Annotated in this window: 26 protein-coding genes, 3 pseudogenes and 1 CRISPR repeat array; of the genes and pseudogenes, 15 read left to right on the top strand and 14 right to left on the bottom strand. The window is 69.2% G+C overall.

What is annotated here, in order from left to right:
* The first annotated feature begins 9 nt into the window (after positions 1–9).
* The 3 genes from ACTMO_RS0113385 (at position 10) to ACTMO_RS0113375 (ending at position 2,031) form a co-directional block, all read left to right on the top strand.
* Positions 10–321 carry a hypothetical protein gene (locus ACTMO_RS0113385; RefSeq protein WP_026449213.1) on the top strand — a complete coding sequence of 104 codons (312 nt, stop codon included), beginning with the start codon at positions 10–12 and terminating at the stop codon, positions 319–321.
* A 63-nt stretch (positions 322–384) separates the two neighbouring features.
* The gene (locus ACTMO_RS0113380; RefSeq protein WP_019855199.1) at positions 385–1,134 is read left to right on the top strand and encodes an alpha/beta hydrolase; all 750 of its coding nucleotides are present in this window, start codon (positions 385–387) and stop codon (positions 1,132–1,134) included.
* A gap of 69 nt (positions 1,135–1,203) precedes the next feature.
* Entirely contained in the window at positions 1,204–2,031 is an 828-nt protein-coding gene (locus tag ACTMO_RS0113375) for an alpha/beta fold hydrolase (protein ID WP_019855198.1), read from the top strand.
* A gap of 16 nt (positions 2,032–2,047) precedes the next feature.
* Here ACTMO_RS0113375 and ACTMO_RS0113370 read toward each other — a convergent pair whose 3' ends face one another.
* Positions 2,048–3,553 (bottom strand): coiled-coil domain-containing protein, encoded by a 1,506-nt coding sequence (locus ACTMO_RS0113370; protein WP_019855197.1) that lies wholly within the window; start codon positions 3,551–3,553, stop codon positions 2,048–2,050.
* Positions 3,554–3,719: 166 nt separating this feature from the next.
* Between ACTMO_RS0113370 and ACTMO_RS0113365 the strand changes: the two genes are divergently transcribed.
* On the top strand, positions 3,720–4,106 hold the full coding sequence (locus ACTMO_RS0113365) for an SPW repeat domain-containing protein (RefSeq protein WP_026449211.1): 387 nt from the start codon (positions 3,720–3,722) through the stop codon (positions 4,104–4,106).
* A gap of 28 nt (positions 4,107–4,134) precedes the next feature.
* On the opposite strand, the gene mce is transcribed toward ACTMO_RS0113365, so the two are convergent.
* A complete protein-coding gene (mce, locus tag ACTMO_RS0113360) occupies positions 4,135–4,575 on the bottom strand; it encodes a methylmalonyl-CoA epimerase (protein WP_019855195.1) in 441 nt (146 codons plus the stop codon).
* Between the two features lie 216 nt (positions 4,576–4,791).
* Between mce and ACTMO_RS0113355 the strand changes: the two genes are divergently transcribed.
* Positions 4,792–5,979, top strand: coding sequence for an acetyl-CoA C-acetyltransferase (locus ACTMO_RS0113355; RefSeq protein WP_019855194.1), 1,188 nt, complete (start codon positions 4,792–4,794; stop codon positions 5,977–5,979).
* Between the two features lie 222 nt (positions 5,980–6,201).
* Positions 6,202–6,835: direct repeats of the CRISPR family, unit length 24 nt; unit sequence TCCCCGCAGGCGCGGGGATGGACC.
* A 25-nt stretch (positions 6,836–6,860) separates the two neighbouring features.
* Here the strand turns inward: ACTMO_RS0113355 and ACTMO_RS21725 are convergent.
* From ACTMO_RS21725 to ACTMO_RS0113320, 7 genes and pseudogenes are all read right to left on the bottom strand, one after another.
* Positions 6,861–7,621, bottom strand: a pseudogene (locus ACTMO_RS21725) (IS5 family transposase).
* A 245-nt stretch (positions 7,622–7,866) separates the two neighbouring features.
* A complete protein-coding gene (locus ACTMO_RS0113340; RefSeq protein WP_245556171.1) occupies positions 7,867–8,280 on the bottom strand; it encodes a hypothetical protein in 414 nt (137 codons plus the stop codon).
* A gap of 92 nt (positions 8,281–8,372) precedes the next feature.
* Positions 8,373–8,807 (bottom strand): hypothetical protein, encoded by a 435-nt coding sequence (locus ACTMO_RS22980; protein WP_169509066.1) that lies wholly within the window; start codon positions 8,805–8,807, stop codon positions 8,373–8,375.
* Between the two features lie 462 nt (positions 8,808–9,269).
* Positions 9,270–9,512: pseudogene (locus ACTMO_RS21050) on the bottom strand (helix-turn-helix domain-containing protein); the annotation flags it as partial.
* Between the two features lie 276 nt (positions 9,513–9,788).
* Positions 9,789–9,869: pseudogene (locus tag ACTMO_RS23485) on the bottom strand (IS5/IS1182 family transposase); the annotation flags it as partial.
* A 171-nt stretch (positions 9,870–10,040) separates the two neighbouring features.
* Positions 10,041–10,229, bottom strand: a complete 189-nt coding sequence (locus ACTMO_RS0113325; RefSeq protein ID WP_026449210.1) for a DUF397 domain-containing protein — start codon at positions 10,227–10,229, stop codon at positions 10,041–10,043.
* The gene (locus tag ACTMO_RS0113320) at positions 10,226–11,080 is read right to left on the bottom strand and encodes a helix-turn-helix domain-containing protein (RefSeq protein ID WP_033401936.1); all 855 of its coding nucleotides are present in this window, start codon (positions 11,078–11,080) and stop codon (positions 10,226–10,228) included. Before ACTMO_RS0113320 ends, ACTMO_RS0113325 begins: the two co-directional genes overlap by 4 nt.
* 203 nt (positions 11,081–11,283) lie before the next feature.
* Between ACTMO_RS0113320 and ACTMO_RS23940 the strand changes: the two genes are divergently transcribed.
* The 5 genes from ACTMO_RS23940 to ACTMO_RS0113300 all read left to right on the top strand — a co-directional run bounded on the left by ACTMO_RS23940 (position 11,284) and on the right by ACTMO_RS0113300 (position 13,226).
* A complete protein-coding gene (locus ACTMO_RS23940) occupies positions 11,284–11,409 on the top strand; it encodes a hypothetical protein (protein ID WP_281167504.1) in 126 nt (41 codons plus the stop codon).
* On the top strand, positions 11,406–11,609 hold the full coding sequence (locus ACTMO_RS0113310) for a hypothetical protein (protein ID WP_019855187.1): 204 nt from the start codon (positions 11,406–11,408) through the stop codon (positions 11,607–11,609). Before ACTMO_RS23940 ends, ACTMO_RS0113310 begins: the two co-directional genes overlap by 4 nt.
* On the top strand, positions 11,602–11,823 hold the full coding sequence (locus tag ACTMO_RS22450; protein ID WP_084792130.1) for a hypothetical protein: 222 nt from the start codon (positions 11,602–11,604) through the stop codon (positions 11,821–11,823). Before ACTMO_RS0113310 ends, ACTMO_RS22450 begins: the two co-directional genes overlap by 8 nt.
* Before the next feature lie 122 nt (positions 11,824–11,945).
* The gene (locus ACTMO_RS0113305) at positions 11,946–12,326 is read left to right on the top strand and encodes a hypothetical protein (protein ID WP_019855186.1); all 381 of its coding nucleotides are present in this window, start codon (positions 11,946–11,948) and stop codon (positions 12,324–12,326) included.
* An 87-nt stretch (positions 12,327–12,413) separates the two neighbouring features.
* Complete coding sequence (locus ACTMO_RS0113300; protein WP_019855185.1) at positions 12,414–13,226, top strand: hypothetical protein; 813 nt, start codon at positions 12,414–12,416, stop codon at positions 13,224–13,226.
* Here the strand turns inward: ACTMO_RS0113300 and ACTMO_RS0113295 are convergent.
* Positions 13,220–14,620: a DNA polymerase IV gene (locus ACTMO_RS0113295; RefSeq protein ID WP_019855184.1), complete on the bottom strand. Its 1,401-nt coding sequence runs from the start codon at positions 14,618–14,620 to the stop codon at positions 13,220–13,222. The two genes, ACTMO_RS0113300 and ACTMO_RS0113295, sit on opposite strands and share 7 nt — an antisense overlap.
* A gap of 152 nt (positions 14,621–14,772) precedes the next feature.
* Here ACTMO_RS0113295 and ACTMO_RS0113290 point away from each other — a divergent pair, with 152 nt between their 5' ends.
* Positions 14,773–15,132 carry a DUF3817 domain-containing protein gene (locus ACTMO_RS0113290; RefSeq protein WP_211212957.1) on the top strand — a complete coding sequence of 120 codons (360 nt, stop codon included), beginning with the start codon at positions 14,773–14,775 and terminating at the stop codon, positions 15,130–15,132.
* Between the two features lie 92 nt (positions 15,133–15,224).
* Here ACTMO_RS0113290 and ACTMO_RS0113285 read toward each other — a convergent pair whose 3' ends face one another.
* Positions 15,225–15,725, bottom strand: coding sequence for a MarR family winged helix-turn-helix transcriptional regulator (locus ACTMO_RS0113285; RefSeq protein ID WP_019855182.1), 501 nt, complete (start codon positions 15,723–15,725; stop codon positions 15,225–15,227).
* A 169-nt stretch (positions 15,726–15,894) separates the two neighbouring features.
* Here ACTMO_RS0113285 and ACTMO_RS0113280 point away from each other — a divergent pair, with 169 nt between their 5' ends.
* Positions 15,895–16,197: an MTH1187 family thiamine-binding protein gene (locus ACTMO_RS0113280; RefSeq protein ID WP_019855181.1), complete on the top strand. Its 303-nt coding sequence runs from the start codon at positions 15,895–15,897 to the stop codon at positions 16,195–16,197.
* A gap of 114 nt (positions 16,198–16,311) precedes the next feature.
* On the opposite strand, the gene ACTMO_RS0113275 is transcribed toward ACTMO_RS0113280, so the two are convergent.
* A complete protein-coding gene (locus tag ACTMO_RS0113275) occupies positions 16,312–16,569 on the bottom strand; it encodes a hypothetical protein (protein WP_245556169.1) in 258 nt (85 codons plus the stop codon).
* Between the two features lie 359 nt (positions 16,570–16,928).
* Between ACTMO_RS0113275 and ACTMO_RS0113270 the strand changes: the two genes are divergently transcribed.
* On the top strand, positions 16,929–17,828 hold the full coding sequence (locus ACTMO_RS0113270) for a tetratricopeptide repeat protein (protein WP_019855179.1): 900 nt from the start codon (positions 16,929–16,931) through the stop codon (positions 17,826–17,828).
* 196 nt (positions 17,829–18,024) lie between these two features.
* Here the strand turns inward: ACTMO_RS0113270 and ACTMO_RS0113265 are convergent, their stop codons facing one another.
* Together ACTMO_RS0113265 and ACTMO_RS21045 are read right to left on the bottom strand one after the other, a co-directional pair.
* On the bottom strand, positions 18,025–19,485 hold the full coding sequence (locus tag ACTMO_RS0113265) for a neutral zinc metallopeptidase (RefSeq protein WP_019855178.1): 1,461 nt from the start codon (positions 19,483–19,485) through the stop codon (positions 18,025–18,027).
* 253 nt (positions 19,486–19,738) lie between these two features.
* The gene (locus ACTMO_RS21045) at positions 19,739–20,479 is read right to left on the bottom strand and encodes a neutral zinc metallopeptidase (protein ID WP_033401935.1); all 741 of its coding nucleotides are present in this window, start codon (positions 20,477–20,479) and stop codon (positions 19,739–19,741) included.
* Between the two features lie 74 nt (positions 20,480–20,553).
* Here ACTMO_RS21045 and glgP point away from each other — a divergent pair, with 74 nt between their 5' ends.
* Positions 20,554–23,106 carry an alpha-glucan family phosphorylase gene (gene glgP / locus ACTMO_RS0113255; RefSeq protein ID WP_026449207.1) on the top strand — a complete coding sequence of 851 codons (2,553 nt, stop codon included), beginning with the start codon at positions 20,554–20,556 and terminating at the stop codon, positions 23,104–23,106.
* 274 nt (positions 23,107–23,380) lie between these two features.
* Positions 23,381–24,148: an ATP-binding cassette domain-containing protein gene (locus ACTMO_RS0113250; protein ID WP_051099295.1), complete on the top strand. Its 768-nt coding sequence runs from the start codon at positions 23,381–23,383 to the stop codon at positions 24,146–24,148.
* Positions 24,149–24,261: the final 113 nt, after the last annotated feature.

Here is a 24,261-nt window from a genome sequence, read left to right as displayed (position 1 = left end):
GTGGGCGGCGTGCCTCGTCGAAACCGCCCCAAGCGTTCAGCGAAGCCGGAGGCCTCCGCCTCGCGCCCACTCGGCTCCGGTTTCGGCTTCGCGCGTACCGAGACGGCCCCGGACGGGGAGTGGATCGTCCGGACCGTTCCCGCGGAGCAGGCCAGGAAGACCTACCGTTGCCCGGGGTGCGACCACGAGATCAGACCCGGGGTCGGACACGTGGTGATCTGGCCGGCCGACGAGTACGGCACGGTGCGGGACCGCAGGCACTGGCACACCGGCTGTTGGCACGCGCGCAAACGCAGCGGACGCGGCTTCGGCATGGTGTGACCTCCGGCGACGCGGCTCGGCCCACGGCGCCTCGTTTCACTCTCCCGTGGGATTATCTCGGCGATGAGCACCGAGATTCGCGCGAACACCGTGCTGCCCGGACGCAGGGAGGGCATCACGCTGCACACCGCCGACGGGCTGCGGCTCGTCGGGGAACTGGCCCTGCCCGAACACGCCGAGCCCCGGGCCACCCTCGTGTGCCTGCACCCGCTGCCCACCCACGGCGGGATGATGGACTCCCACCTCTTCCGCAAGGCGGCCTGGCGTCTTCCCGCCCTGGCCGACCTGGCCGTGCTCCGGTTCAACACCCGGGGGACGGCGAGTGAGGCCGGACGCAGCGAGGGCAGCTTCGACAACGGGAACTCGGAGCGCTTCGACGTGGCGGCGGCCCTGGAGTACGCCGAGTTCCACGACCTGCCCGAGGTGTGGCTGGTGGGGTGGTCCTTCGGCACCGACCTGACCCTGGTGCACGGGCTCGACCCGCTGGTGCGGGGGGCGGTGCTGCTCTCCCCGCCGCTGCGATGGAGCCGTCCGGAGCACCTGCGTGCCTGGGCGGAGTCCGGCAAGCCGGTACACGCCCTGGTCCCCGAGCACGACGACTTCCTCCCACCGGCGGAGGCCGAACGCGGATTCGCCCCGCTGACCCAGGCGGAGGTGACCGCCTTCCCCGACACCAAGCACCTGTGGGTGGGCAAGGCCGAGCAGGCACTCGACGCCGTCGTGCGGATCGTGGCCCCCGAGGTTCCCACCCCGCTGCCGCGACACTGGGAGGGCGAGTCCCACACTCACCAGGTCACCATCGTGGACTCCTGAGCGCGGCCACCTGTTCCCGCGAGGTCCGGAGATCACCACGGCGCGCGGGAACCGATCACGTCCGGCACCATGGGGACCGTGCACTACGTCGAATCGGGAGTGGGTCCACCGCTGGTGCTGCTGCACGCCTTTCCGGTGGACGAGCGGATGTGGCGGGACGCGCGTGCCGAACTGGAGGGGCGGTTCCGCCTCGTCACACCGGACCAGCGTGGGTTGGGGCGCAGCACGCTGGACGGTTCCCCGACACCGGGTCCGGAGAAACGGCGGCGGGCCGGTGAGGACGAGACGGGGTCGCCGAGTCTGGAGGTGGCCGCCGAGGACGTGCTCGCGCTGCTCGACCGGCTGGAGCTGCCCCGCGCGTACCTGGGCGGATGCTCCATGGGCGGCTATGTGGCCATGTCGGTGCTGCGCAGGGCCCCGGAGCGGGTGGCCGGGCTCGTGCTCGCCGACACCAGGCCCGACTCCGACGGGGAGGAACAGCGCCGGAACCGGCTGTCGGTCGCCGAACGCGCCGAACGCGAAGGGGTGAGCGGCTGGTTGGCCGACAACAGCCTGCCCGGTCTGCTCGGGCCGACGACGTGGCAACGACGCCCCGAGGTGGTCCGCACGGCGCGCAGTCTGGTCGAGGAACAACCTCCCGAGGGGGTGGCCTGGGCCCAGCGGGCGATGGCCGCGCGGCCGGACAGCTCGGAGGTGTTGCGGACCTACGAGGGACCGGCCCTGGTGCTGCGTGGGGAGGAGGACACGCTCAGTTCCGCCGACGTGGCCCGGGAGATGGCGGAGCTGCTGCCGCACGCCCGGTCGATGACCCTGCCCGAGGCCGGACACCTGGCTCCGCTGGAGAACCCGACCGCCTTCGCCGCCGCCGTGGGGGACTGGTTGGCCGAACTCACCTGAGCGGGGCGCTGACGGCTCAGGTTCGCCCCACCCGGTGTTCGGTGTTCGCGGCCCCGGAGTCCCCGGTCTCGGCCTCCGCCGCGCCGTCGCCCTCGGGCACCGGGAGTTTCCTGGTGGGGGCGTCCTCTCCCGTTTCCGCCGTCTGCTGGGGCAGTCGGGACAGCTCGATCCGGGTCGTGCGCTGGTCCAGCATCGCCGTGGAGTCCGTGTCGGTCGTGGCCGTGCCGTCGACGCCGGATTCCTCCCCGGAGTCTGCCGACTCCGAGTCCCAGGCGGTGCTATCCCTTTCCGAGTCCGGCTTCTGCGGGGCGGAGCCCGACTCCTCCCCGTCCAGGTCCGCCCGGGCGGAGTCGAGTTCCCGCTGCCGCGCCTCGTCCGCGGCCTCGCGCAGCCGCTGTTCCTCGGAGTCGTCGGTGGCCAGCCGTTGCAGGATCGGAGTGGTCTGGCCCATCATCTCCGCGGCGTCCCGCAGCTTGGCGGCCACGTTGTCCCGCAGCTCGGTGAGCGTGGTGACCTGTTCGTCGGCCCGGGCCAGCCGACGCTCGCACTCGGCGGTGGTGGCCGCGATCCGCTGCTCGGCGTCGGCGCGGGCGCGGGAGCGGAGCCGCCTGCTCTCCAGCACGGCCGCCTCCAGCAGTCGCGTGGCCTCCTCGGTGGCCTCGGCGACCGTGTCCGCGGCCTTCTGTTCGGCCTCGGCGACCAGCCGCTGGGCCTCCTGCCTGCTCTCCCGCTCGCGCTTCTCGGCCGCCTCGGTGCTCTCCCGGGTCAGCCGTTCCGCCTCCTCGGTGGCCTCGGCGACGCGCCGGTGGGCCTCGTTGGTGGCCTCCCGCAGCCTGCGGTCGGCCTCCTCGGTGGCCTCGGTGACGCGTCGTTCGGCCTCGGCCTTGCTCTCGGCCTCCTGGTCGGCCAGCATCCGCATGGACTCGCTGCGCCGGGCGGCCATGGCGATCTCGAAGTCCTCCTCGATCTGGGCTCGCCTGGCCTCGGACTCCTCGTCGGCGCGTTTGCGGTTCTCCTCGGCCTCGGTGGTGATCCGCTCGGCCTCGGCCCGGGCGTTCTCCAGCACGGAACGGTGCTCGGCCTCCATCTCGGTGCGCCGGGCGTCCAGTTCCGCGATCAGTTTCTCGTAGCGGTTGCGCAGGTCACTGGCTTCCTGCTCGGCACGTTCGCGGATCGCGGTGGCGTCGCTCTCCGCCTTGCCGCGGATCTCTCCGGCTTCCTCCTGGGCCAGCCGCAGCATCCGCTGGAGACGCTCGCTGAGGCCCTCCATCGTGGTCGGGGGTTTGCCCAGACGTTCGACCTGTCCCCGCAGGTTCTCGATCTCGGAGCGGGCGGATTCGAGCTGTTTGGACAGGTCGGCGGCCTGGGAGACGGCCGCGTCCCGGTCCGAGGCGATCAGACGCAGGTCCGCGTCGATGCGTTCCAGGTGCTCGTCCACCTGAGCCCGGTCGTAGCCGCCCTTCCGGACGATGTCGAAGCCCGAGCCCAGCGGTAGCAGATCACGATCGTCGGCAAGACCCATGGCACAACGCTACCTCCGAACGGCCGGTGATGTTGCCCGGTGTGTGGTTCGGGACCCGAAGACGTGCCGAAATCACACGTGCCACCGGTTTCGGGTGTTCGTTGACCGCACGGCGGGCCGGGGGGAGCATCGGAGTGGAGACAGCGGAAAACGGGGGGTGGTCGACATGGCTCGTGGTTCGGGCGGTTCCGGGGCGCGTCCGTGGACGCGCTGGCAGGACTGGGGAGCGCTGCTGCTCGGTGTCTACCTGATCCTCGCGACGCTGTGGACCGTGACCGGGCCCGCCGCGCTGACCGCGATGATCCTGCTCGGTGCCCTGCTGGCCGTCTCCGGGATCTGGTCGTTGGCGATGCCCGGGTCCGTGGCCAGCGAGTACGCCCACGTGGTGCTCGGCGTTCTGCTGGTGCTCTCGCCGTGGGTGTTCGGCTACGCGGGGCTCGGCGGGGCGGCGTGGACGAGCTGGGTGGTCGGTGTGCTGGCCGTGGTCGTGGGCCTGGCGGCCCTGCCGGAGGCGAACTCCGCCCATCGTTCCCGCACCGCGCGGCAGCACTGAGCCCCGGTCCTCGTGGTCTCCCGGGGGCTCACTCGGCGGGCTGGACGAGTTCGACCAGCACACCACCGGCGTCCTTGGGGTGGACGAAGTTCACCCGGCTGTCCGCCGTCCCCGGGCGGGGGGTGTCGAAAAGCAGCCGCAGTCCCTTGTTCCGAAGGCGGGAGCAGGCGGCCTCGATGTCGGTCACCCGCAGGGCCAGCTGCTGCAGCCCCGGGCCGTTGCGGTCCAGGAACGTGGCGATGGTCGAGTCCTGCCGAGAGGGGGCGAGCAGCTGGATCCGCGTGCTGTCGCTGGTGTCGTCCCCGGCGGCGAGCATCGCCTCCCGCACGCCCTGCTCCTCGTTGACCTCCTGGTGGGTGAGTACCAGGCCGAAGGTCTCGCTGTGGAAGCGCACCGCTTCGTCGAGGTCGGCCACCGCGATGCCGACGTGGTCGATACCGGTCACCAGCTCGCCGAGTTCCTCCCGCATGGGTGCGCAGCCTAACGCCGTGATCCCCCGGCGCGGAAGCGGCCTCCTCGGGCGTGGAACGGGAGGGACGTGGAGGCCCGGCGGGCTGTGTGGCGACTCACAGATCCCGGCTCCGCTGGGAACGGGGATGGTCCCGCCCGCTGGGACGGGGTCATGATGGTGGTCGTTTCCGGTTCGTCGTCGAACACGCCAGCGTGACCGCAGCGGGAGGTAGTCGTGGAGAGTTCCGTGATCGTGGCCGGGGCCCGTACGCCCATGGGACGGCTGCTCGGCTCGTTGAAGGATTTTTCCGGAGCACAGCTCGGAGGGATGGCCATCAGGGCGGCGCTGGAACGCGCCGGAGTGGAACCGGGCCTGGTGGAGTACACGATCATGGGGCAGGTGCTCACGGCCGGGGCGGGCCAGATTCCCGCGCGTCAGGCCGCCGTGGAGGCGGGTATCGGCATGGACGTGCCCGCGTTGACGGTGAACAAGGTCTGCCTGTCCGGGCTGGACGCCATCGCGTTGGCCGACCAGCAGATCCGGGCCGGGGAGTTCGACGTGGTCGTGGCCGGTGGCCAGGAGTCGATGACCCAGGCGCCGCATCTGCTGGGCAAGTCCCGTGAGGGGTTCAAGTACGGCGATGTGAACATGCTCGACCACATGGCTCACGACGGGCTGTTCTGCGCCTTCGACCAGATGGCCATGGGGGCTTCCACCGAGAAGTACAACTCCTACTACGGGCTGACCCGGGGCGAGCAGGACGCCTTCGCCGCCCGTTCGCACCACCGTGCCGCGGCCGCCGCGCGGCGTGGGGTGTTCGCCGAGGAGATCACCCCGGTCACCGTGCCCCGCCGCAAGGGCGAGCCGCTGCTCGTCGACCAGGACGAGGGGATCCGGGAGGACACCACGACGGAGGGGTTGGGCAAACTGCGTCCGGCCTTCGACCCGGAGGGCACGATCACGGCCGGTTCCGCCTCGCAGATCTCGGACGGGGCCGCCGCCGTGGTCGTGATGCGCAAGTCCAGGGCCCAGCAGCTGGGGCTGGACTGGATCGCCGAGGTCGGCAGGCACGGTGTGGTGGCGGGTCCGGACGCGAGTCTGCACGAGCAGCCCTCCAACGCGATCAGGGCCGCCTGTGCCCGGGCCGGTTCCGATCCGTCCGAGCTGGATCTCGTGGAAATCAACGAGGCCTTCGCCGCCGTGGGCATCGCCTCCACCAGGGCGCTCGGCCTGGACGAGGACAAGGTGAACGTCAACGGGGGCGCCATCGCGCTGGGGCATCCGATCGGGATGTCCGGGGCGCGGTTGGCTCTGCACCTGGCGTTGGAACTGCGACGGCGCGGCGGCGGTGACGGCGCGGCGGCCCTGTGCGGCGGCGGTGGCCAGGGAGACGCGCTGTTGCTGCACGTCCCGCGTGGCTGAGTTTCCTCGCGCGGTGTCTGGCGGGTCCCGGTCGATGGTCCTCGGCCGGGGCCCGTGTGCGGGGCGGAGGGCGCTGCCGGAGGTGAGGAGCTCGCTCGCCGCTGCCGCGAGTGCGGGGAAGGCGTTGTGGCCGCCGGATCGAGATGGCTAGGATGCGTGCGTTCCCCACCAGAGATCACAACTGGATAACGCTGCTACGAAGTCGCAGGTCAGTACGTGTGCTCCCCGCAGGCGCGGGGATGGACCCAAGCTTGTACAGGGTTTGATAAAGCAGTTCGAGTGCTCCCCGCAGGCGCGGGGATGGACCCGATCTCGTACTCGCCAGCACCCTCGTCAACCAGTGCTCCCCGCAGGCGCGGGGATGGACCTCCCACTGGGACCGAGTCGAAGCCCACGCACGGGTGCTCCCCGCAGGCGCGGGGATGGACCGGTGACCTTTTCGTATATCTTGCTCCGCACCGGGTGTTCCCCGCAGGCGCGGGGATGGACCGTGCCTCGCCCAGGTCCGAGCGGGCCGTTTTCAGTGTTCCCCGCAGGCGCGGGGATGGACCGGGCCCCACCGCTGGGGTAGTCCAGAGCCTCGGGTGCTCCCCGCAGGCGCGGGGATGGACCTGGCGATTCCTGGTCTCAAAATGTGTGGTAGCGGTGTTCCCCGCAGGCGCGGGGATGGACCACCCCGAGCGCTTGCTCGCCACGCTCTGGCTGTGTGCTCCCCGCAGGCGCGGGGATGGACCTAGTCTCTTTCTATCTCTACCAACTCCAGCCTCGTGTTCCCCGCAGGCGCGGGGATGGACCATCCCACCGGTGGCCCCGGCACCGCACAGCCCGGTGCTCCCCGCAGGCGCGGGGATGGGCCGTGGTGGCCCGGTTTTAGGGGCCTTTCAGACTGCGGGGTGTTTGCGGGCGAGGATCATGCAGTGGTCGAGTGGGAGCAGGGCCTTGTGCATGTCGTCGCGGGTCTCCCACTGGATGTGGAGTGTGCGGGCTCCGTGGAGTCAGGCGAGGGCGGCTTCGACGACCCGGCGCAGCCTGCCGAGTCCGGACCCGTGGACACGTGTGCGGTTCCCGAGCCGGGGTGTGATGCCCTGACTGGTCAGGGCGTCACGGCAGGTGTGGGAGTCGTAGGCCGTGTCACCGAGCAGTTCGTCCGGTGTGGCCACCACAGCCGACAGGGTCTGCACCATCCCGGGCAGCTGTGTCAGATCGTGCCGACCGGCCCGGGGGAGCGCACTGCCCCCGGTGTGCCGACCGCCTCGGTGAGCACATGGTGTTTCGAGCCCGGTCGGCCTCGGTCAACCGGGCTCGGCCCCACTTGTGGGCTAGCACGTCCCCGCTTGGCCGGAACGGAGGACGAGTCCACCACCGCCCGGGAGACATCCAACCGATCCGCCGCCCGCAGCCGGGCCAGCAGCACCTGCTGCACCTCGTCCCACACCCCGGCCTGCTGCCACTCGGCCCACCGAGGCCACCACGTCGACCCGAACCCACACCCCCACTCCTGGGACAGATACTCCCACCGGATCCCGGTGTAGAGCACGAACAAGATCCCCCACAGAGCCTTGCGGTCATCCAACCGCGTGCGCCCGAGGTGCCGAAACCGCCGCGGACGCCGCGGCAACAACAACTCGATCACCGCCCACACGCTTCGCGGCCTGGAACGAACGAACTACGACGAAAGGCTGAGAACGGCCCCCTGTGCTTCACCACAACGAACGAAGCGCGTCAACCGCGCCATCGACTTCCTGAGCTGGCTTGAGGAATCCGGCACCAGCATCACTGGCTGTGCCCAGGTCGATCTCGACGCCTGGCGTTCCGAGCGCTACGCGACCCGTCGACGTTGTTCTTCGATCCTTGCGACGAGCCCCAAGGACCGAAGAACAACGCCAACTAGCGCTGTTGGGACTGGATACCGTGGTTCTGACGGGACAGGGATACTCCCAGGAGCAAGGTCGTGGTCACTATACCGAGAACTCCGCTGAGCCCGGACCAGACATTCTGTTCAGCGAAGGTGAATACGCCGGTGGCGCCGAACGCGAACAGGACGATCAGTCCACCCAGGCCCGCCAGGCCAACACGCAGCGCATTACTCCCGCCCGAGCGGATCGCGACCCACCCTGTCACGAGGATCGCCTGCACGCCGGTGAATACAGCGGCGCACACGAACGCCGACACCCCGGCCCAGCCCAGCGCGATCACCGCGGCCAGAGCCAAAACGACAGCGGTCCCCGTGGTGGCCAGGCGTGGCCCGCCGAAGAAGTCCTCGAACTTCCTAGCCACGTTCCGGTGTTGTGTATCAGACATATTTCCAGATGGTACCATCAGCGCAACTCACTGCACCAATAACGCCGAACCGACGAACCAAGAACTTCGTAGCTACTCTCCGGTGTTGTGTATCAGATATATTTCCAGATGATACCGCCAGCGCAACTCACTGCACCAATAACGCCGAACCGACGAACCAAGAACTTCGTAGCCTTCTGCCATGTGGCGAATTGTTCGACCAAAGCGCCCCAAGAACTGAGCGCAGCGACAGAAACGCCGAGGCAACCAGCGACGACCTTCTTGATCTCGTGCTTCACCCCCATAGGATGGACGCCTGAGCCTTCAGCTGTCCCATCGGGACCGTGTCGTGTCTGCGTTGTCCCATCGGAAAGATGGACGATTACAGAGCCATCCGTACGGAATTCCAGCTTCGTGGCGTCTTCCGGAAGCGGTTCATTACCGGCGTTGACCAATTGCTCATTAAATCTCTCGATCTTGTCCGAATTGAGCTCTTCGACGTATCGAGTGTCCTCCGGCTTTTCGCCATTGTCCGCTTCGGACGCCACCTCTTTTCTCTGCGTATCCTCAACGCAGGTGTGTTCTTGCGTAGCGGTTCGGTCGGTCGCGGCCTGTGCTATACCTCCGGACAAACTAACTGTCAAAGCCGCTGAAATTGCCAGCGTCGTAGCACGTACTGTCGAGCGTTTCACTATGCGATACCCAAGATAGATTGTTGTGAGTTGGACAAACAAAAACTTACATGATCTTGATCGGCTGTGAACAGCCCTTGATCCTATATCAGTGTATGAATTACATCATAGTGCGGGGATGTGGTCGGTGGAGTTACGCCGAGGAAATGGTCCGGGTGGGCCAGAGCACATTGTGTTCCCTCAGGAGAACCTCCTTGCATTCGCCTAAATGGGGGAAGCCCTGTACTTCTGAAGCTGCCCTGGGTGGAGGAGTAGAGCTCGAGGGTGGGGCTGTGCTGTAGCCGTGGATGGTCCGGTCGCAGGAATGCGGAGCTGGTTTTAGCTCGGACGTGTTGAGTGTGGGACGGATCCGGGTTCGAAAGTCTGGTTGGTGCTGAGTTCGGGGACGTATTTGTAGATGGTGGAGCGGGACACGCCGAGGAGGCGGGCGATGGAGGCCACGGTGGTGTCGGGTTCGGCGAGCAGGGCGCGGGCGTGGTGGATCTGTTCGGGTGTCATGGCCGATGGTCGGCCGAGTCGGACGCCGTTGGCTTTCGCGGCGGCGAGGCCTTCGCGGGTGCCTGGGCCGAAGGAGCAGTTCCACACTACGATCGAGCGATCACTACCTTGCGGCCCGGCGTAACAACCGGAGAACCACGCCTAGCCGCCGGCCGCACGCGCGGGCCCGCCCTGCTCCAGCACGTCTGGCACCATCGGGTGCTCACCGCCGAGCTGGTGACCGCTACCATCGGCGGGATCTGGGCCATGACTGATTATCCAACCAAGCCCCGCCCGCTGTAGTGTGACGGCAGCTGTTCGCCGTGGCGGGCTACACTGTGGATAGCCCCCATCCCACGGCCGCCGCGGGTGCTGCGGCAACAACGGCGCGATCACCGCCCACACCTCATCACTGATCTCCCACGGCTTCCGAGGCACCATCGACGCCTCTCACCAGGAAGAAAACCACCCCACCCCCACCATGCCCACACACAACCCTCCTGCAAGAACCCCTTAGGCAGAATCGGGCCACGCACTCCCCGCACACGCGGGGCATGACACGAGAACGGCGCCCCCGGAAGCCTCCCGAGAGCGCCGTTGTTGTCTATGGCTTCACTCGAAGCGGTTGTTCTTGACCGCGTCGAGGAAGGTGGTCCACTGCTGATGGGTGGTGGTGAAGTACCCGGCCGAGCGGTCCTTGGTGTCGCGCACGGCGGCGCCGTCGCCGAGGCGGCCCACCTCGACGCAGGAATCGTTTGGGTTGGAGTAACGTGATTTCCTCCATCCCCTTGGTAGTCTCATGGTGAAGTACTCCCTTCCATCTGTTCAGCAATTGCGGCCATGAGCTTGGTTGACTCGTCCAGGCTCATGGTCGCTTCGGTGAGACCGACCAGCGCTTCCCGGTATGCCTCAACATCCTTTTGATCATAGATAAACGCCGGTCCTCGGTAGTGTTCTAGGTGGATGATCGGGGAAGCTTTGGGAAACTCGAACAGGACGAACGAACCGTTGTGTGCCAGGGTCCATCGCTGCGTCCGCTGTGGCAGTATCCGGATCGTCGCGTTGCCGTTCTTCACGGTGGTTACCATGTGCCGGAGCTGTTCGGCCAGTACTTCGGGGCCACCGATATCGTCGTAAAGCACGCGTTCACAGACGATCGCTTCCAGTTTCCCGGATCCGAGGACCGCGCTGCTACGCGCCATCCGTAGCTCAACGCGGACACCGCGCTCCTCGCCGGACAAGCTCGACATGATCTCTTCAGCGTAAGCACGTGTCTGTAGCGGCCCGGGGATGACCAGTGGCGCCACGTGCACGATCCGGTTCGCCGTACGCTCGAACTCTGCCAGGTTGAGCAGGTGCTTGTGCAGTCCGGAACGACTGTCCGCGATCAGGTTCGGTTCGGAAGCCCGTCGCTGTAGCTCCATCAGCTCGTCGTAGCGTTCCCCGGACGCGCCGAGCTCCGCCAGTATCCGGGCCAAGAGGTCACGGGCAGGCGAGCGCACTCCTGTCTCATACCGAGAGACGGCAGCGTGCCCCAGCCCGACACGTTTGGCCAGCTCCCGAACGGTAATTCCGGACTCTTTGCGCAGTTCACGCAGTTCGGCGCCCAGCAAACGAGCCTGCGGCGAGTGTCGCTCTATGTCTCCGGGCATGAGCCACAGGGTATCCCGCACAAGAACATCCGTGGACACACGATCGGAGGATTGCCAATTTGATCCCGGAGACAGATTATGTCTCCGGGACCAAATTGGTTTGCTTCATTGGAGAGTGTCGAATGTCGGAGAGTTGCGGTTCGTTGTTGGGCGCTGGTGTGGGGGTGTCGTGTCGGACTGAGGCTGGCCTGGATGCGCTGCGGGTGTCCGTCGGAGACGGAGTAATCCGCATCAAGACGCCCGTGGTGTTCAACCGGACACGGTGGACGGTCGAGCAGGCCCGGCAGCTGCGGGACGTGCTCAACGCGGTGCTGCGGGAGTGCTCGTGAGGCCGGGGGAGTTGGCCATGTGGGTGGCCTCGGAGCAGTGGGTGATGGAGCAGGTGGCCTATGACATTCCCCGGGGTGTGGCCACGGGTCGGCAGTGCCGGGCGGCTGCGGTCTCGTTCGAACGGATCGCCGAGCGGCTTCGGGCGTATGCCGACGAGGTGGAGGGGGTCACCGTGGTGGAGGGCGGCGGCGATGGCTGAGCCGATGTCGCGGCCGGCTGAGTCCGTGCCCACACGGGCCTGGTGGCCCCGCCGGTTGTCCTGGTCGGGCACTCTGCCGCTGGCGGCCGCGGTGAGGCGTCGACCAGGGAGCCGACACCTCCCTGGTCGACAGTCCGAGCCTAGCTCGCCCCTGTCGCTGTCCCCGGACCGGGCGCTGCTGGCCCGCGTGCTGGCCGAGCTGCGCGCCCTGTAACCCCGTAGAGACCACGGCGCCGGTGCCTGCCTCCACCCGGCACCGGGGCCTTTCGCCCCGCCCGGCCGGGTTTCCTCCCCACCCTCACCCCGGCCGGGCGGCTGGCCCACCGAGGAGTTCGTATGACCGAGTCTCAGTGCCCACGCTGGCGGGAACGCGGGTTGCACTGGCACGCCCATGTCAGCGCCACGGTGACCACCACCCCGCAGCGCCGCCACCACACCCCGGATGCGGTGGTGTTCACCCCACAGGACGGGGTCGCCTGGCTGACCGAGACCCTCGCCGGACACCGCCGAGGGGCCCTGGCCCTACGCTGGAACACCCCGGCACCGGTGAACCACCGCGCCGAATGCCGCCAGACCGCCGCCCTGGCCGCCGGTTATCCCGTCGAGGCGATCGTGCTCACCACAGACGGGCAGCTCTACCTCCACCTCGACCCACAAACCCCCCTCCAGTGCCCGCACCACGGGCCGCGAGCACGCTCTGACTCCTCCCCGCCCTGACGGGAACGCGGACACGTGAGGGCTCCGCGCCGGAGCGGCGCCCTCACCGTCCGGCCCGAGGGCGCAGCGTGCGGATATTCTGGCCGTATGAAGTGGCTCCCCGGTGGATGGCAGCGTGCCGACCGTGCGAACCCCAAGGGCGGCACGGCGCCCTACAGCACACTCGCCCAGCACGAGACCGTGGTCGAGCGGCGCAACGTTCCACCGGACGACACCGGAACCGTTCCCCAACGGACCACCTCCCGCCGGTCCGACGCGCCGCCTCCCACCCGAGTGGCGTCGAAGGCGGCACAGTGGTCGGAATCCGCTCCGCTGTTGGGAGAACACGCCCGCGACGTCGACGTGAGCGGGGCCGCCTTCCGCAACCTGGTGATCGGCGGAGGAACGAGTGGTTTCCTGACCGTGCTGTGCGCGGCGGCCCTGGCCGGATCGGGCAACGGGTTCTGGCTGTGGTGCTGGCAGATCGTGTTCGGGGTGGTCTTCCTGTGGTTCCTCGCCTCGGCCAAGGGGGCGATGAGCGGTCGGGGTTTCCTGGTGGACAACAGGGGCATCTACCCCCGCACCAGCGGAGAGGTGTTCGCCGTCCCCTGGAGTGAGATCACCGCCGTCGGCGTCGGCTCGTTACGCCCGGTCGAGAACCGCAAACTCGTGCCCCCGGAACGCAGACGGGCACTGGAGATCTTCCCCGCCGACCCCGGTTTCGCCGCCCGGTATCCCGAGCTGGACCGTTGGCGAGTGGAGGAATCACCCCCGATGCAGGGGTTGCCCGGGGTGCGCTACCGCTTCCATCTGCCCGCGCTGAACAGACTGCCCAAGCGCCTGGAGAAAGCCGTCCAGGAGGCGGCCCCGCGTGTCTGGGTGGGGCAGTACCGGAGGAAACCGCCCGCCCCCTCTCAGTGATCCGAAAGAGGGACCTCCGCGGCGGGTGGCTGCTCCACCTCTCCCAGTTCCCGCGCCAACTCCGCACCGAGACTGTCCAACGGGTCCGCCGCCCGCAGCTCCGGATCGTCGACGGCCAGGGTGCGCATCGGGCCCGGACCGGTCTCGGCGGTCTCGAACCGCACGGACACCCTGCCGTGCCCGGCCCCCTGCACCCAACCGTGCCCCCACTCGGGGTGGTACACGTCGTCCCCCTGCCGCCACTGGCGGGGTTCCGGCCGGTGAGCACGCGGGGCGGCGGTGTCCGCGGGCTGCTGGCCGGGCGTTCCGGGCTCCTGCCCGGCGGCCTCCCCGGGAGTGGGAAACAGCGCCCCCTGCTCGGCCGCGGCCAGCCCCGAGTAGGAGACCCCCACCAGCCGCACCGGCACCCCCGGCTCGATCGCGACGGAGGCCAACCGGCGGGCCGCCGCGGCCAGTTCCTCCCGGTCCGCCGTCGGCGAGGCCAGGGTCTCGGAGCGGCTGATCGTGCTGAAACCCGCATCCCGGATCTTGAGCGTGACCGTCCGTGCCGCCCGTTCGGAGGCGACCAGCCTGCGGTGGGCGGACTCGGCCATGGCGGCGATCTCCCCGGCCAGCTCCTCGGCGTCGGCGCGGTCGGTGTCGAAGGTCGTCTCCGCGCCCACCTGTTTGGCCTCGGCCCGTTCGGCGACCGGACGTTCGTCCACCCCGTGGGCGAGCCTGTGCAGCTCCGTGCCGTGAGCCTGCCCGAGCAGCGCGGTCACGTCCCCCAGCCGCAGCGCCGCGAGCTCGCCGATGGTGTGCACCCCGATGCGGTGCAGTTTCGACTCGCCGATGGGGCCGATGCCCCACAGTTTGCGCACCGGCAGCGCCGCGAGCAGTTCGGCCTCCTCCTGCGGGGGGACGACGAACGAACCGTCGGGTTTGGCCATTCCGGAGGAGATCTTGGCCAGTTGCTTGCCCGAACCCCCTCCGATGGAGGAGGGCACTCCCACCTCCCGCCGCACCTGGGCGCGCAGGGACTCCGCGAATCCACGCACGGTCTCGGCACCGGCCCCGGCCAGCTCGTGAGGCTCCAGGAACGCCTCGTCGATCGAGACCTGTTCGAAACGTCCCGCCGCCTGACGGACCAGGGCGAAAACCCGGGAACTCACCGCGCGGTAGACCCGGAAGCGCGGGGGCAGCACCACCGCCGAACGGCAGCGTTTCCGTGCCTCCCACATCGGCATGGCCGAACGGGCTCCGAACTCGCGGGCGGGGTAGCTGGCTCCGGCCACCGTGCCCCGGGGGCCGGTGCCGCCGACGAGCACCGGACGGCCACGGAGCGTGGGGCGGGTGAACTGTTCCACGGACGCGTAGAAGGCGTCCATGTCCAAGTGCAGCACCCAGCGGTTCATGCCGTCATTGAACGGTAAACCCCCGACAGGCCGGGACGGGGACCTGTCGGGCGTGTCGCGGGAGCTGATCCGTGGCCACCGGACCCCGGCGCACGATGGCCTCCTGGCACACCGCGAGCCGGGTGCGGGGAATCACACGGTACGGTGAGCTCGTGTTCAGGACGTGTGTCGGTTGGTTCCGTGTGGTCGCGTTCGCCGAAGCGGTGTCGTGGGCGGCCCTGCTCATCGCGATGGTGTTCAAGTACGGGTTCGACCAGCCCGAGGCCGTGACCGTGGCCGGCTGGGTGCACGGGGTGGTCTTCACGGCCTACGTCGTACTGAGCCTGGTGGTCTACGGTCCGCTGCGCTGGAGTTTCCGTGTGCTGCTGCTCGCGCTGATCGCCTCGGTCCCGCCGTTCGGGTCCGTGGTGTTCGAACGCTGGGCCCTGCGGCGGGGTTCGCTGACGATGCCGGAGGAAAAGGGGCCGACCTCGTGGTCCCGCCTGGTCGGAGCCCTGCGCGAGCTGAACTGACCCGCCCACCGCCGTTCGCGGGCCTCCGAGCGGACGGAACCACCACCGCCTCGGGCCGCGTGACCACCCCCGTCAGGCGGGACGGCACGAGGTCAGAAGTCGCCCGCGGCCTGGCGCACCTTGCTGAGCAGCTCGGTGAGCTGCCGGGTCTGTCGTTCGGTGATGCCGGTGAGTCCGAAGTTCACCGCGGTCACCGACTCGGTGGCCTTCTCGGTCACCTCGCGGCCGTTCTCCGTGATCTCCACGAGCGTGGTGCGGCGGTCGGTCGGGTGGGGGAGGCGACGGACGAGTTCGTCGGCCTCCAACCGGTCGACGATGTTGGTGACGCTGGTCGGGTGCAGTTGCAGCCGGTCCCCCATGACGCGCATCGGAAGACTTCCCTGTCGGGAGAAGCTCAGCAGCACGAGGGCCTCGTAGCGGGCGAAGGTCAGGTTGTGCGGGCGGAGCGCGGTGTCGACCGCCGACTGGAGTATCTGCTGGACCCGCATGATGCTGGTGACCGCGGCCATGGTCGAGGAGGGGCCGATACGTTGGGACCAGGTTTCGGCCGCGCGTGCTATCGGATCGAACGGCAGCGGTTGACGGGGACTCATGGCATCCGACGCTAGCAGCGGATACTTGCCCCGACGGGCGACACGGGGAGTTCGTCGTCTCCGCGTCCGGCGTGTGGGATGTCCTCGCGGTGGGACACCGGTAGGTTCCCGGGTGCGGTGACTCCGTGATCCCGACGACAGGTGTTTCTCGCGGCGAGGAGGATGGGAGATGTTGGTCGCATTCAGCGTGGCCCCTTCCGGGGCGGGTGACTCCGACAGTGTGAGTGCCGCGGTGGCCGAGGCCGTGCGCGTCGTGCGGGAGTCCGGTCTTGCGCACGAGACGAACGCCATGTTCACCACGGTGGAAGGCGAGTGGGACGAGGTGATGGACGTGGTGCGGCGGGCGACCGAGGCGGTCTCGGCCCGCGCTCCCCGGACGAGTCTGGTGCTCAAGGCGGACATCCGTCCGGGGCACACCAACCAGCTCCGGGAGAAGGTGGACCGGATCGAACAGCGGCTCGGTCCGGAGTGAACTCCTCCCGGAGCGGGTGACGCGGTGTGCGGTCACCGGTGATGAGCACCCAGGGGTGGTGCCGGAACGAATCCGACACCACCCGGGAGGAAGGATGTCGACTACCTCACACGCTCACTTGGACATGGGGTGGTCGACCACGGGCGCGTTGACGCACTCGGAGCTCTCCGGCGACAGGATCGGAATGACCAGGCCGATCACGGCGCCGATGTCGTTGCCGCAGGCCTGGATCGGCACGGCGCTGATGTTGTTGTCATCGAGCGCGTTGATGCCGTCGTTGTCCTTCGAGTCGGCGAACGCGGACGTGCCCAGGGTCATCATGCCCATGGCGGCGACACCGGCAGCGCCGGCAACACGGGTTGCAGTACGCACTATTCAGTACCTCTCGTCACGTTTGCGGGTAGGGAAGAGTTCCCGATCGAGTCCCTACTGAGTCGTGGCACGGCACGCACGAACACGCTCTCCGCGCCGTGGACTCGTGTGCAGTTTCGTCGCCCTTCCCGTGAAAGATGAGGGAAATCCGATAAAGCCACCTGAACGAGTGATCGCAGTCGCTCGGTCGTGCGAAGGCTGGTTGTCCTGGGTGTGCCGCCGCACTCCTGCCGGAGGACGAAGCGCGGTTCCGTGGTGGGGCGGAGTGGGACGGACGGTGCGCGGCGTGTCACGATGGGGGCGTGACACGGCCTTATCCACGGCAGAATCCGGACGCACAGCAGAGCGGAGCGGCCTCCATGGCGGGGGCCGTGGACCTGTCGGCGTTGAAGAACCGGGCGGAGGCCCGGAGCAGTGCGCAGTCCTCCGCGGGCACGGGCTCTTCGGCCGGTGACCACTCCCCGATCGTCGAGGTCACCGAATCCAACTTCCAGGCCGAGGTGGTCGAGCGGTCCATGCAGGTCCCGGTCGTGGTGGACCTGTGGGCCAGTTGGTGCCAGCCGTGCAAGCAGCTCTCCCCCGTGTTGGAGAAGCTCGCCCGGGAGGGCGGGGGCACCTGGGTGCTCGCCAAGATCGACGTGGACGCCAACCAGCGGATCGCGCAGCTGTTCGGGGCACAGTCCATCCCCACGGTCATCGCCATCGCGGGCGGCCAGCCGGTGGAGGCGTTCGCGGGGGCGCAGCCGGAGGAACAGATCAGGCAGTGGATCACCGCGATCCTGGACGCCCAGCGTGATCAACTGCCGGGAATCCGCGCGGCCGAAGAGGGCGGCGGTGCGGAGAGCCCCGAGGACCCGCGCTTCACCGAGGCCGAGCAGGCGTTGGAACGGGGCGAGTACGCGGCGGCCGAACAGGCCTACCAACGCATCCTGGACGCCGAACCGGACAACGAGCAGGCCAAGGCGGCACTGGCCCAGGTGCGGTTCACCGCGCGGGCCGAGAACGCCGACCCGGCGGCCATCAGCCGGGCCGAGGAGAACCCGGACGACGTGGACGCCCAACTGGCCGCCGCCGACGCCGAACTGGCGCAACAACGGGTGGAGCAAGCCTTCAACCGGTTGATCGGCACGGTCAAGCGCACATCCGGTGACGAGCGTGACCGGGTCCGTGAGGAGCTGCTGGAGATGTTCGGCCTGTTTCCGGACGGGGACAAGCGGGTGGCCGACGCCCGGCGGGCCCTGGCCAGCGCCCTGTTCTGAGCAGGCCCCACCCGGACGGCGCGGCGAGTCCACCTCGGAAGCGCCGCGCCTGGCTCGCGCGGGTGATCTTCCGTGCCGCCACCGCACCGGGTCCGCACGGAAACCGACTCACCGGGCCCGCCGCCACCGAGCGGGCGGACCGGCGTCTCCGGTTTCCGAGTTCCCGCCCGCTCAGGGCGACCCGAGGATCTCCGGCTCAGGAGTGGTACTCCGTGGCGCAGGGAGTGATCCCCTTCCGGAACCCGAGACGGAAGGCCTCCACCCGCGCGAAACCCGCCGAGACCTGCTCGCCCCGCACGTCGGCGGCGATCAGTCCGTTCTCGTCGAGCAGCGCGGCCACTCCCTCGTCGATGTCACCGGGGGCCAGACGCAGCTTCCCGACCGGGTTCCGCCGCCCCAGCGGGTCCTCCACCAGCAGACCGCTCCAGGCACCGACCAGGCAGGCGGTGCGCAACCCGGCGGCCTCGCCGGTGAGGGACAGCCCCGCCGCCCGCTGCACCGCCAGCACGTACCGCGAGGCCACCTGCGCGTAGGCGGCGAAGTCCCCGTAGCCGGACGGTTCGTCGCCACCGTGAGGCGGGGTGGCCAGCTCCTCCAGCCGCTGTCGGTCCAGGGAGACGGTGTTGGTCTCGGCGCAGTAGGCGGCCGGTTCAGTGTTCGTCCCGTCGGGGCAGGATCCCCGCTCGGTACTGATCCGGGGAGGAGCGATGCCGGTGTCGGCGAAGACCCGGCGCAGGCTCCGCTCGACACGCTCGATGCTGTCCTCGTCGATGGGCAGGTCCGACTCCTGGGCCTTCTTCCAGAAACGGAACTGGGTGGTTCGTTCCAGCACGGAGGACTCGGTCATCTCCGTGCACCGCTTCGGACCGTCGTTGAAGCCGTACTGGAACGCCGAGATGCGGTCGAAGGCGCTGCCGTGCGCGCGGGAGTCGGCGAAACCGGTCTCGCCGGGGGCGTCCCTGATGTAACTGAGCACTCCCAGCACGCTGTTGAGTCCGTCTCCGGTGGAGACCCGAAGGTGCTCGGCCGAGCCCTCGGCCACGTGGCGGAAGAAGGAGCCGGTCAGACAGTCCGCCTGCTGTTCGGCGACCAGGGTCGGGGTGTCCCCGTCGAGCAGACCGGCCCGGTGCTGCACCGCGTGCCCCATCTCGTGGGCCAGCACCGTGACGACGGCCATGGGACCGAAGGTGTTCCGCAGTTCGGGCAGGAGCCTGCCGCGGTCCCAGGCGATGGTGTCCTGCCCGGGGCAGTAGAAGGCGTTCGCCCTTCCCGAGGTGTCCTGCCCGCAGAGACGTCTGCCCTGCCCGCCGGAGTCGTAGGAGACCAGCCGGGAGACGGGACGGAAACGCCCCTCGTCGAAGGTCTTCGGGTAGGACTGCCGCCAGTACCGCTGGACGTCGGCCACGGTGTCGACCGCGAGTCTGTCGACGTCGTCGTCGGTGCCTCCCTCCACCGGCAGTTCGGCGGGAGCCGCCCCCGGTTTGAGACCGCTGGGGCCGTCACTGACCGGCAGTCCCGCCACCGTGTCGGCGGCGGGACTGCCGCTGGCGGTCGGGATCCCGTTGATCGGCCGGGAACATCCGGTCACCCCCAGGCACAGTGCCGTGGCCGCCGCCGAGGCAGCGATCAGTCGTCGTGTTGTCGAGCTTTTCGCCACTGCCCCATCCTCGCGTCGTGCTGTCGTGTACTCCCACGTCCGGAAACCTCGAAGGTGCGCGTCCCCTCGTGGGCACCGGGAGGAACACCCGGCGCAGCCTAACGAACCGATCTCGTCCCGAACCGGTGTGGATCCGTCCGGGCCCGAGATGCCCCCGTTGCCCGGAAAGTCGGGACCGCCTCGGTGCGCGAGCCGGTCACTTCCGTCGGGCTGGGAGGGGATTTCGGTGCCGTTCACCCGCCTTCCGGGGGAGTCACGCGGCGCACGCGCCGGGACCGGCCGCATACCCCCGCCGGAAGGCCCGGCTCCTGTCCCGGGCGTCTCCGTGGGGGTCGGAGCCGTGTTGTTCCGGCAGGTCGGCGAAGGCACGCAACGCCCGCAGCGCGTCCTCGACGTCCCCGTCGTCCATGACCAGTCGGGCAGAGCCGCCGTCGACCACCCAGCGGAAATAGGAGCCGGCGAAGCAGTCCGCGGTGGTCTCCACGAACACGGGGTCCGTCCGGGCGGGTGGGGACTCGTCGAGTCGCTGTTGGACCGCGTGCCCCAGCTCGTGGGCCAGGACCAGCACCACGGCGGACTGGCCGTAGTGGGCCCGCAGCACCGGAAGCAGCGCGGCGCGGTCCCAGACGACCGCGTCCACGGCGACGCAGTAGTACGCGTTGCCGGACAGTTCGGTGACCTCCTCCGCGCAGGGCGGGGAGCTGTTCGTGGGATCCACCGTGTCCACGGAGAAGAACCCACCGTCGAGCTCGGTCCACTCGCGCCCGAACACGCGCGGCATCGTCCGTTCCCAGTAGCGCCCCACGTCGGTGACCACCGTGGCCGCCAGTTCGTCCACCGGCGAGGAGTCGGTGCCGAACACGAAGGACGGATCGACCGCCTCGCGGACCACCACGTCCCCCGGTACCGGTGTTCCCCCCACCGCCGCGCATCCCGAGGAGCCCACGAGCAGCAGCCCCAACACGAGCGCCAGCGTCCCTCTCGGCGAAACCACCTCCCCAGACTCGCACGGCACGATGGTTCGTGGGCTGTGCGGAACCGTTCCGCGGCGAGATACCCTCGCCGCTCGTGAGAGCAGTCCGTCGCTTCACCGTCAGCGCCCACCTTCCCGACTCGTTGCAGGCACTCGGCAGGCTGGCCATGAACCTGCGCTGGAGTTGGCACCCGCCCACCCAGGACCTGTTCGCCTCCGTCGAACCGGACGTGTGGTCGGCCGTCGGAGGGGACCCGCTGCGTCTGTTGGCCGAGGTCCCGGCGGAACGGCTGGACCGGCTGGCCGCCGACGAGGACTTCCTGGCCCGCACCCGGGCCGTGGACGACGACCTGCGCCGCTACCTCACCGTTCCGCGCTGGTACCAGCAGCGCCGGGACGAGGGAACCCCGCTTCCGGCCTCCGTCGCCTACTTCTCCATGGAGTTCGGACTGACCGAGGCGTTGCCGAACTACTCGGGTGGGCTCGGTGTTCTGGCGGGGGACCACCTCAAGTCCGCCTCCGACCTCGGTGTCCCCCTGGTGGGGGTGGGCCTGTTCTACCGTTCGGGCTATTTCCGGCAGTCGCTGTCCGGGGAGGGCTGGCAGGTCGAGCAGTATCCGGTGCTCGACCCCTGGGGCCTGCCCCTGGAGCTGGTGACCCGCCCCTCGGGGGATCCGGTGCTGGTGCACGTGGCGATGCCGGAGGGGAGGACCCTGCGGGCACGGATCTGGAAGGCCCAGGTGGGGCGGGTTCCGCTGTTGCTGATGGACAGTGACGTGGAGGACAACGACGAGGACCTGCGCGGTGTCACCGACCGACTCTACGGAGGGGACTCCAGCCACCGGATCCGGCAGGAGATCCTCGCCGGCATCGGCGGTGTCCGCGCCGTGCGGGCCTACTGCGAACTGACCGGCATGGCCTCGCCCGAGGTGTTTCACACCAACGAGGGGCACGCGGGTTTCCTGGGGCTGGAACGTATCCGGGAGCTGCTGGCCGAGCCCGGACTGGAGTTCGACGAGGCGGTGGCGGCCGTGCGCGCGGGCACGGTCTTCACCACCCACACCCCGGTCCCCGCCGGGCTGGACCGCTTCCCCACGCACCTGGTGCGGCACTACTTCGGAGAGGGCACCAGCCGGGACCTGCTTCCGGGAGTGCCGACCGACCGGATCCTGGAACTCGGGGTGGAGAAGAAGCCGGGGACCTTCAACATGGCCAACATGGGGCTGCGGCTCGCCCAACGGGCCAACGGCGTCTCCGAACTCCACGGCACCGTCAGCCGTGAGATGTTCAGCGGGCTGTGGCCCGGCTTCGACATCGCCGAGATCCCCATCTCCTCGGTCACCAACGGGGTGCACGGGCCGACCTGGTCGGCCCGGGAACTGGGCAAGCTGCTCGGCGAGTCCGAGATGGACCAGGGAGCGGGGCTGCGCGGTGTGGAGCCGGTCAGCGACTCGCTGCTGTGGGAACTGCGCAGCTCGCTGCGGCAGCGCCTGGTGGAGGAGGTGCGTCGGCGACTACGACACGCCTGGTTGCAACGCGGGGCCTCCGAACTCGAACTGGGCTGGTGCGACTCGGTTTTCGACCCGGACGTGCTCACCATCGGCTTCGCGCGGCGCGTACCCACCTACAAGCGGCTGACCCTCATGCTGCGTGATCCCGAGCGGCTGCGTTCCCTGCTGCTCGATCCGCACCACCCGGTGCAGGTGGTGGTGGCGGGCAAGTCGCACCCCGCCGACGAGGGCGGCAAGGCGATGATCCAGCGCATCGCGCGTTTCGCCGACGACCCCGAGGTCCGCCACCGCATCGTCTTCCTGCCGGACTACGACATGTCGCTGGCACGCTACCTCTACGCGGGCTGCGACGTCTGGCTGAACAACCCGGTCCGGCCGCTGGAGGCGTGTGGCACCTCGGGAATGAAGTCCGCGCTCAACGGAGGGCTGAACCTGTCGGTGCGGGACGGCTGGTGGGACGAGATGTACGACGGCCACAACGGCTGGGCCATCCCCAACGCCGACGGGGTGAGCGATCCGGAACGCAGGGACGACCTGGAGGCCGGGGCGCTGTACGAGCTGATCGGCGAGCACGTCGCCCCGCTGTTCTACGACCGCGACCGCGACGGCGTGCCGACCCGCTGGATGGCGATGGTGCGCCACACCCTGGCCACCCTGGGACCGAAGGTGCAGTCCTCCCGGATGGTGCGCGAGTATGTGGACAACTTCTACTCCCCGGCGGTGCGCTCGGTGCACGCGGCGGTCGCCGAGGACTACCGTGGTGCCAAGGAGATGGCCGCCTACCGCAGGCGGCTGGACGAGGCCTGGCAACAGGTGCGGATCACCGACACCTACATGTCCGTCGAGGACGGCACGACCCCGCTGCTCGGGGGGAAGATGACCGTGCGGGCGCTGGTCGAACTCGCCGGTCTGGACGACTCCGACGTGGACGTCGAGGTGGTCGTCGGGCGGGTGGACGACACCGACGAGCTGCGCGACTTCGTCACCACCTCGATGCGCTGCGTCGCCGACGGCGGATACCAGGCCACGGTGACCCTGCCGCACACCGGCCCCGCCGGATACACGGTGCGTGTGCTGCCGAAGCACCGGCTGTTGTCCAGTCCCGCGGAACTGGGCAAGGTGGTGCTGGCGGGATAGCCTCCGCCGGAACCGGCCGCGGCCGGAGCCGGGCGGGATCCTCCCCGGCGCGCGGAGGCGGGTTTTCTCCACGAGGGACGGAGGGCGGTGGGAGGTGGCCCGGCCTCGTCCCGACGGCGGCCGTCCCGGCGACGAGCCCGCCGCGAGGGCCGGGAGAATGACAGGCGTGGATCGTTCGAGTCCGGGATCCACGAGGAGGCGACAGCGTGCCGACCGGCACGCCAACGAGGGCCGGTCCGGCTGGGAGGTAGACGTGGACGACCTGGTCATCCGCATGGATGGCGTCGGTGTCCGGCGGGCGTCGAACACGCTCGTGACCGACGTGAACTGGTCGGTGGAGCTGGACGAGCGCTGGGTGGTGCTCGGCCCGAACGGCGCGGGCAAGACCACCCTGCTCAAACTCGCCGGGGCCGAGCTGCACCCGAGCACCGGCACCGTCGACGTGCTGGGGGAGCGGTTGGGCAACACCAACGTGTTCGAGCTGCGACCCCGCATCGGCCTCTGCTCGGCGGCGTTGGCCGGGCGGATGCCGGAGGACGAGCTCGTGCGGGACGCCGTCGTCAGCGCGGGCTACGCCGTGGTCGGCAGGTGGCGCGAGGAGTACGAGCGCATGGACACCGAGCGGGCCGAGGAACTGCTCGCGGCCATGGGGATCGCCGACCTCGCCGAGCGTTCCTTCGGAACCCTCTCCGAAGGGGAGCGCAAACGGGCGCTGCTGGCCCGGGCGCTGATGACCGATCCCGAGTTGCTGTTGCTGGACGAGCCCGCCGCGGGACTGGACCTCGGTGGGCGCGAGGACCTGGTGGCCAGGTTGTCGGATCTGGCCATGGACCCCGACGCGCCCGCCATGACGTTGGTGACCCACCATGTCGAGGAGATCCCGCCGGGGTTCACCCACGCCCTGCTGTTGCGTGAGGGCGGAGTGGTCGCCCAGGGACTGCTCGACGACGTGCTCACCGCCGACAACCTGTCCAAGACCTTCGACCAGGATCTGGAGCTGCACAGCGACGGCGGGCGCTACTTCGCCCAGCGCAGACGCTGAGTCCGGCGGTCTCCGGCCGGTGTCGACGAGGCGGCTGCCCTCGTGGGCAGAGCCCGTGGCGGCGGGGATCCCCGCCCGTGAGATCAGTGCCACAGGTTCCGCCGGCGCTCGCG

The sequence above is a fragment of the Actinopolyspora mortivallis DSM 44261 genome, assembly GCF_000384035.1.
Classification (GTDB): Bacteria; Actinomycetota; Actinomycetes; order Mycobacteriales; family Pseudonocardiaceae; genus Actinopolyspora; species Actinopolyspora mortivallis.
This window is presented reverse-complemented; position numbering and strand designations above follow the sequence as displayed.

Bases quoted from the DNA above. Each gene is read 5' to 3' on its own strand.
- ACTMO_RS0113365 (WP_026449211.1), top strand. From the start codon at position 3,720: ATGGCTCGTGGTTCGGGCGGTTCCGGGGCGCGTCCGTGGACGCGCTGG.
- ACTMO_RS0113285 (WP_019855182.1), bottom strand. From the start codon at position 15,725: ATGAGTCCCCGTCAACCGCTGCCGTTCGATCCGATAGCACGCGCGGCC.
- ACTMO_RS22450 (WP_084792130.1), top strand. From the start codon at position 11,602: ATGGCTGAGCCGATGTCGCGGCCGGCTGAGTCCGTGCCCACACGGGCC.
- mce (WP_019855195.1), bottom strand. From the start codon at position 4,575: ATGCGGGAGGAACTCGGCGAGCTGGTGACCGGTATCGACCACGTCGGC.
- ACTMO_RS0113280 (WP_019855181.1), top strand. From the start codon at position 15,895: ATGTTGGTCGCATTCAGCGTGGCCCCTTCCGGGGCGGGTGACTCCGAC.
- ACTMO_RS0113295 (WP_019855184.1), bottom strand. From the start codon at position 14,620: ATGAACCGCTGGGTGCTGCACTTGGACATGGACGCCTTCTACGCGTCC.
- ACTMO_RS0113305 (WP_019855186.1), top strand. From the start codon at position 11,946: ATGACCGAGTCTCAGTGCCCACGCTGGCGGGAACGCGGGTTGCACTGG.
- ACTMO_RS0113380 (WP_019855199.1), top strand. From the start codon at position 385: ATGAGCACCGAGATTCGCGCGAACACCGTGCTGCCCGGACGCAGGGAG.
- ACTMO_RS0113325 (WP_026449210.1), bottom strand. From the start codon at position 10,229: ATGAGACTACCAAGGGGATGGAGGAAATCACGTTACTCCAACCCAAAC.
- ACTMO_RS0113340 (WP_245556171.1), bottom strand. From the start codon at position 8,280: ATGTCTGATACACAACACCGGAACGTGGCTAGGAAGTTCGAGGACTTC.
- ACTMO_RS0113250 (WP_051099295.1), top strand. From the start codon at position 23,381: ATGGATGGCGTCGGTGTCCGGCGGGCGTCGAACACGCTCGTGACCGAC.
- ACTMO_RS0113270 (WP_019855179.1), top strand. From the start codon at position 16,929: ATGGCGGGGGCCGTGGACCTGTCGGCGTTGAAGAACCGGGCGGAGGCC.
- ACTMO_RS0113300 (WP_019855185.1), top strand. From the start codon at position 12,414: ATGAAGTGGCTCCCCGGTGGATGGCAGCGTGCCGACCGTGCGAACCCC.
- ACTMO_RS0113320 (WP_033401936.1), bottom strand. From the start codon at position 11,080: ATGCCCGGAGACATAGAGCGACACTCGCCGCAGGCTCGTTTGCTGGGC.
- ACTMO_RS0113370 (WP_019855197.1), bottom strand. From the start codon at position 3,553: ATGGGTCTTGCCGACGATCGTGATCTGCTACCGCTGGGCTCGGGCTTC.
- ACTMO_RS0113375 (WP_019855198.1), top strand. From the start codon at position 1,204: ATGGGGACCGTGCACTACGTCGAATCGGGAGTGGGTCCACCGCTGGTG.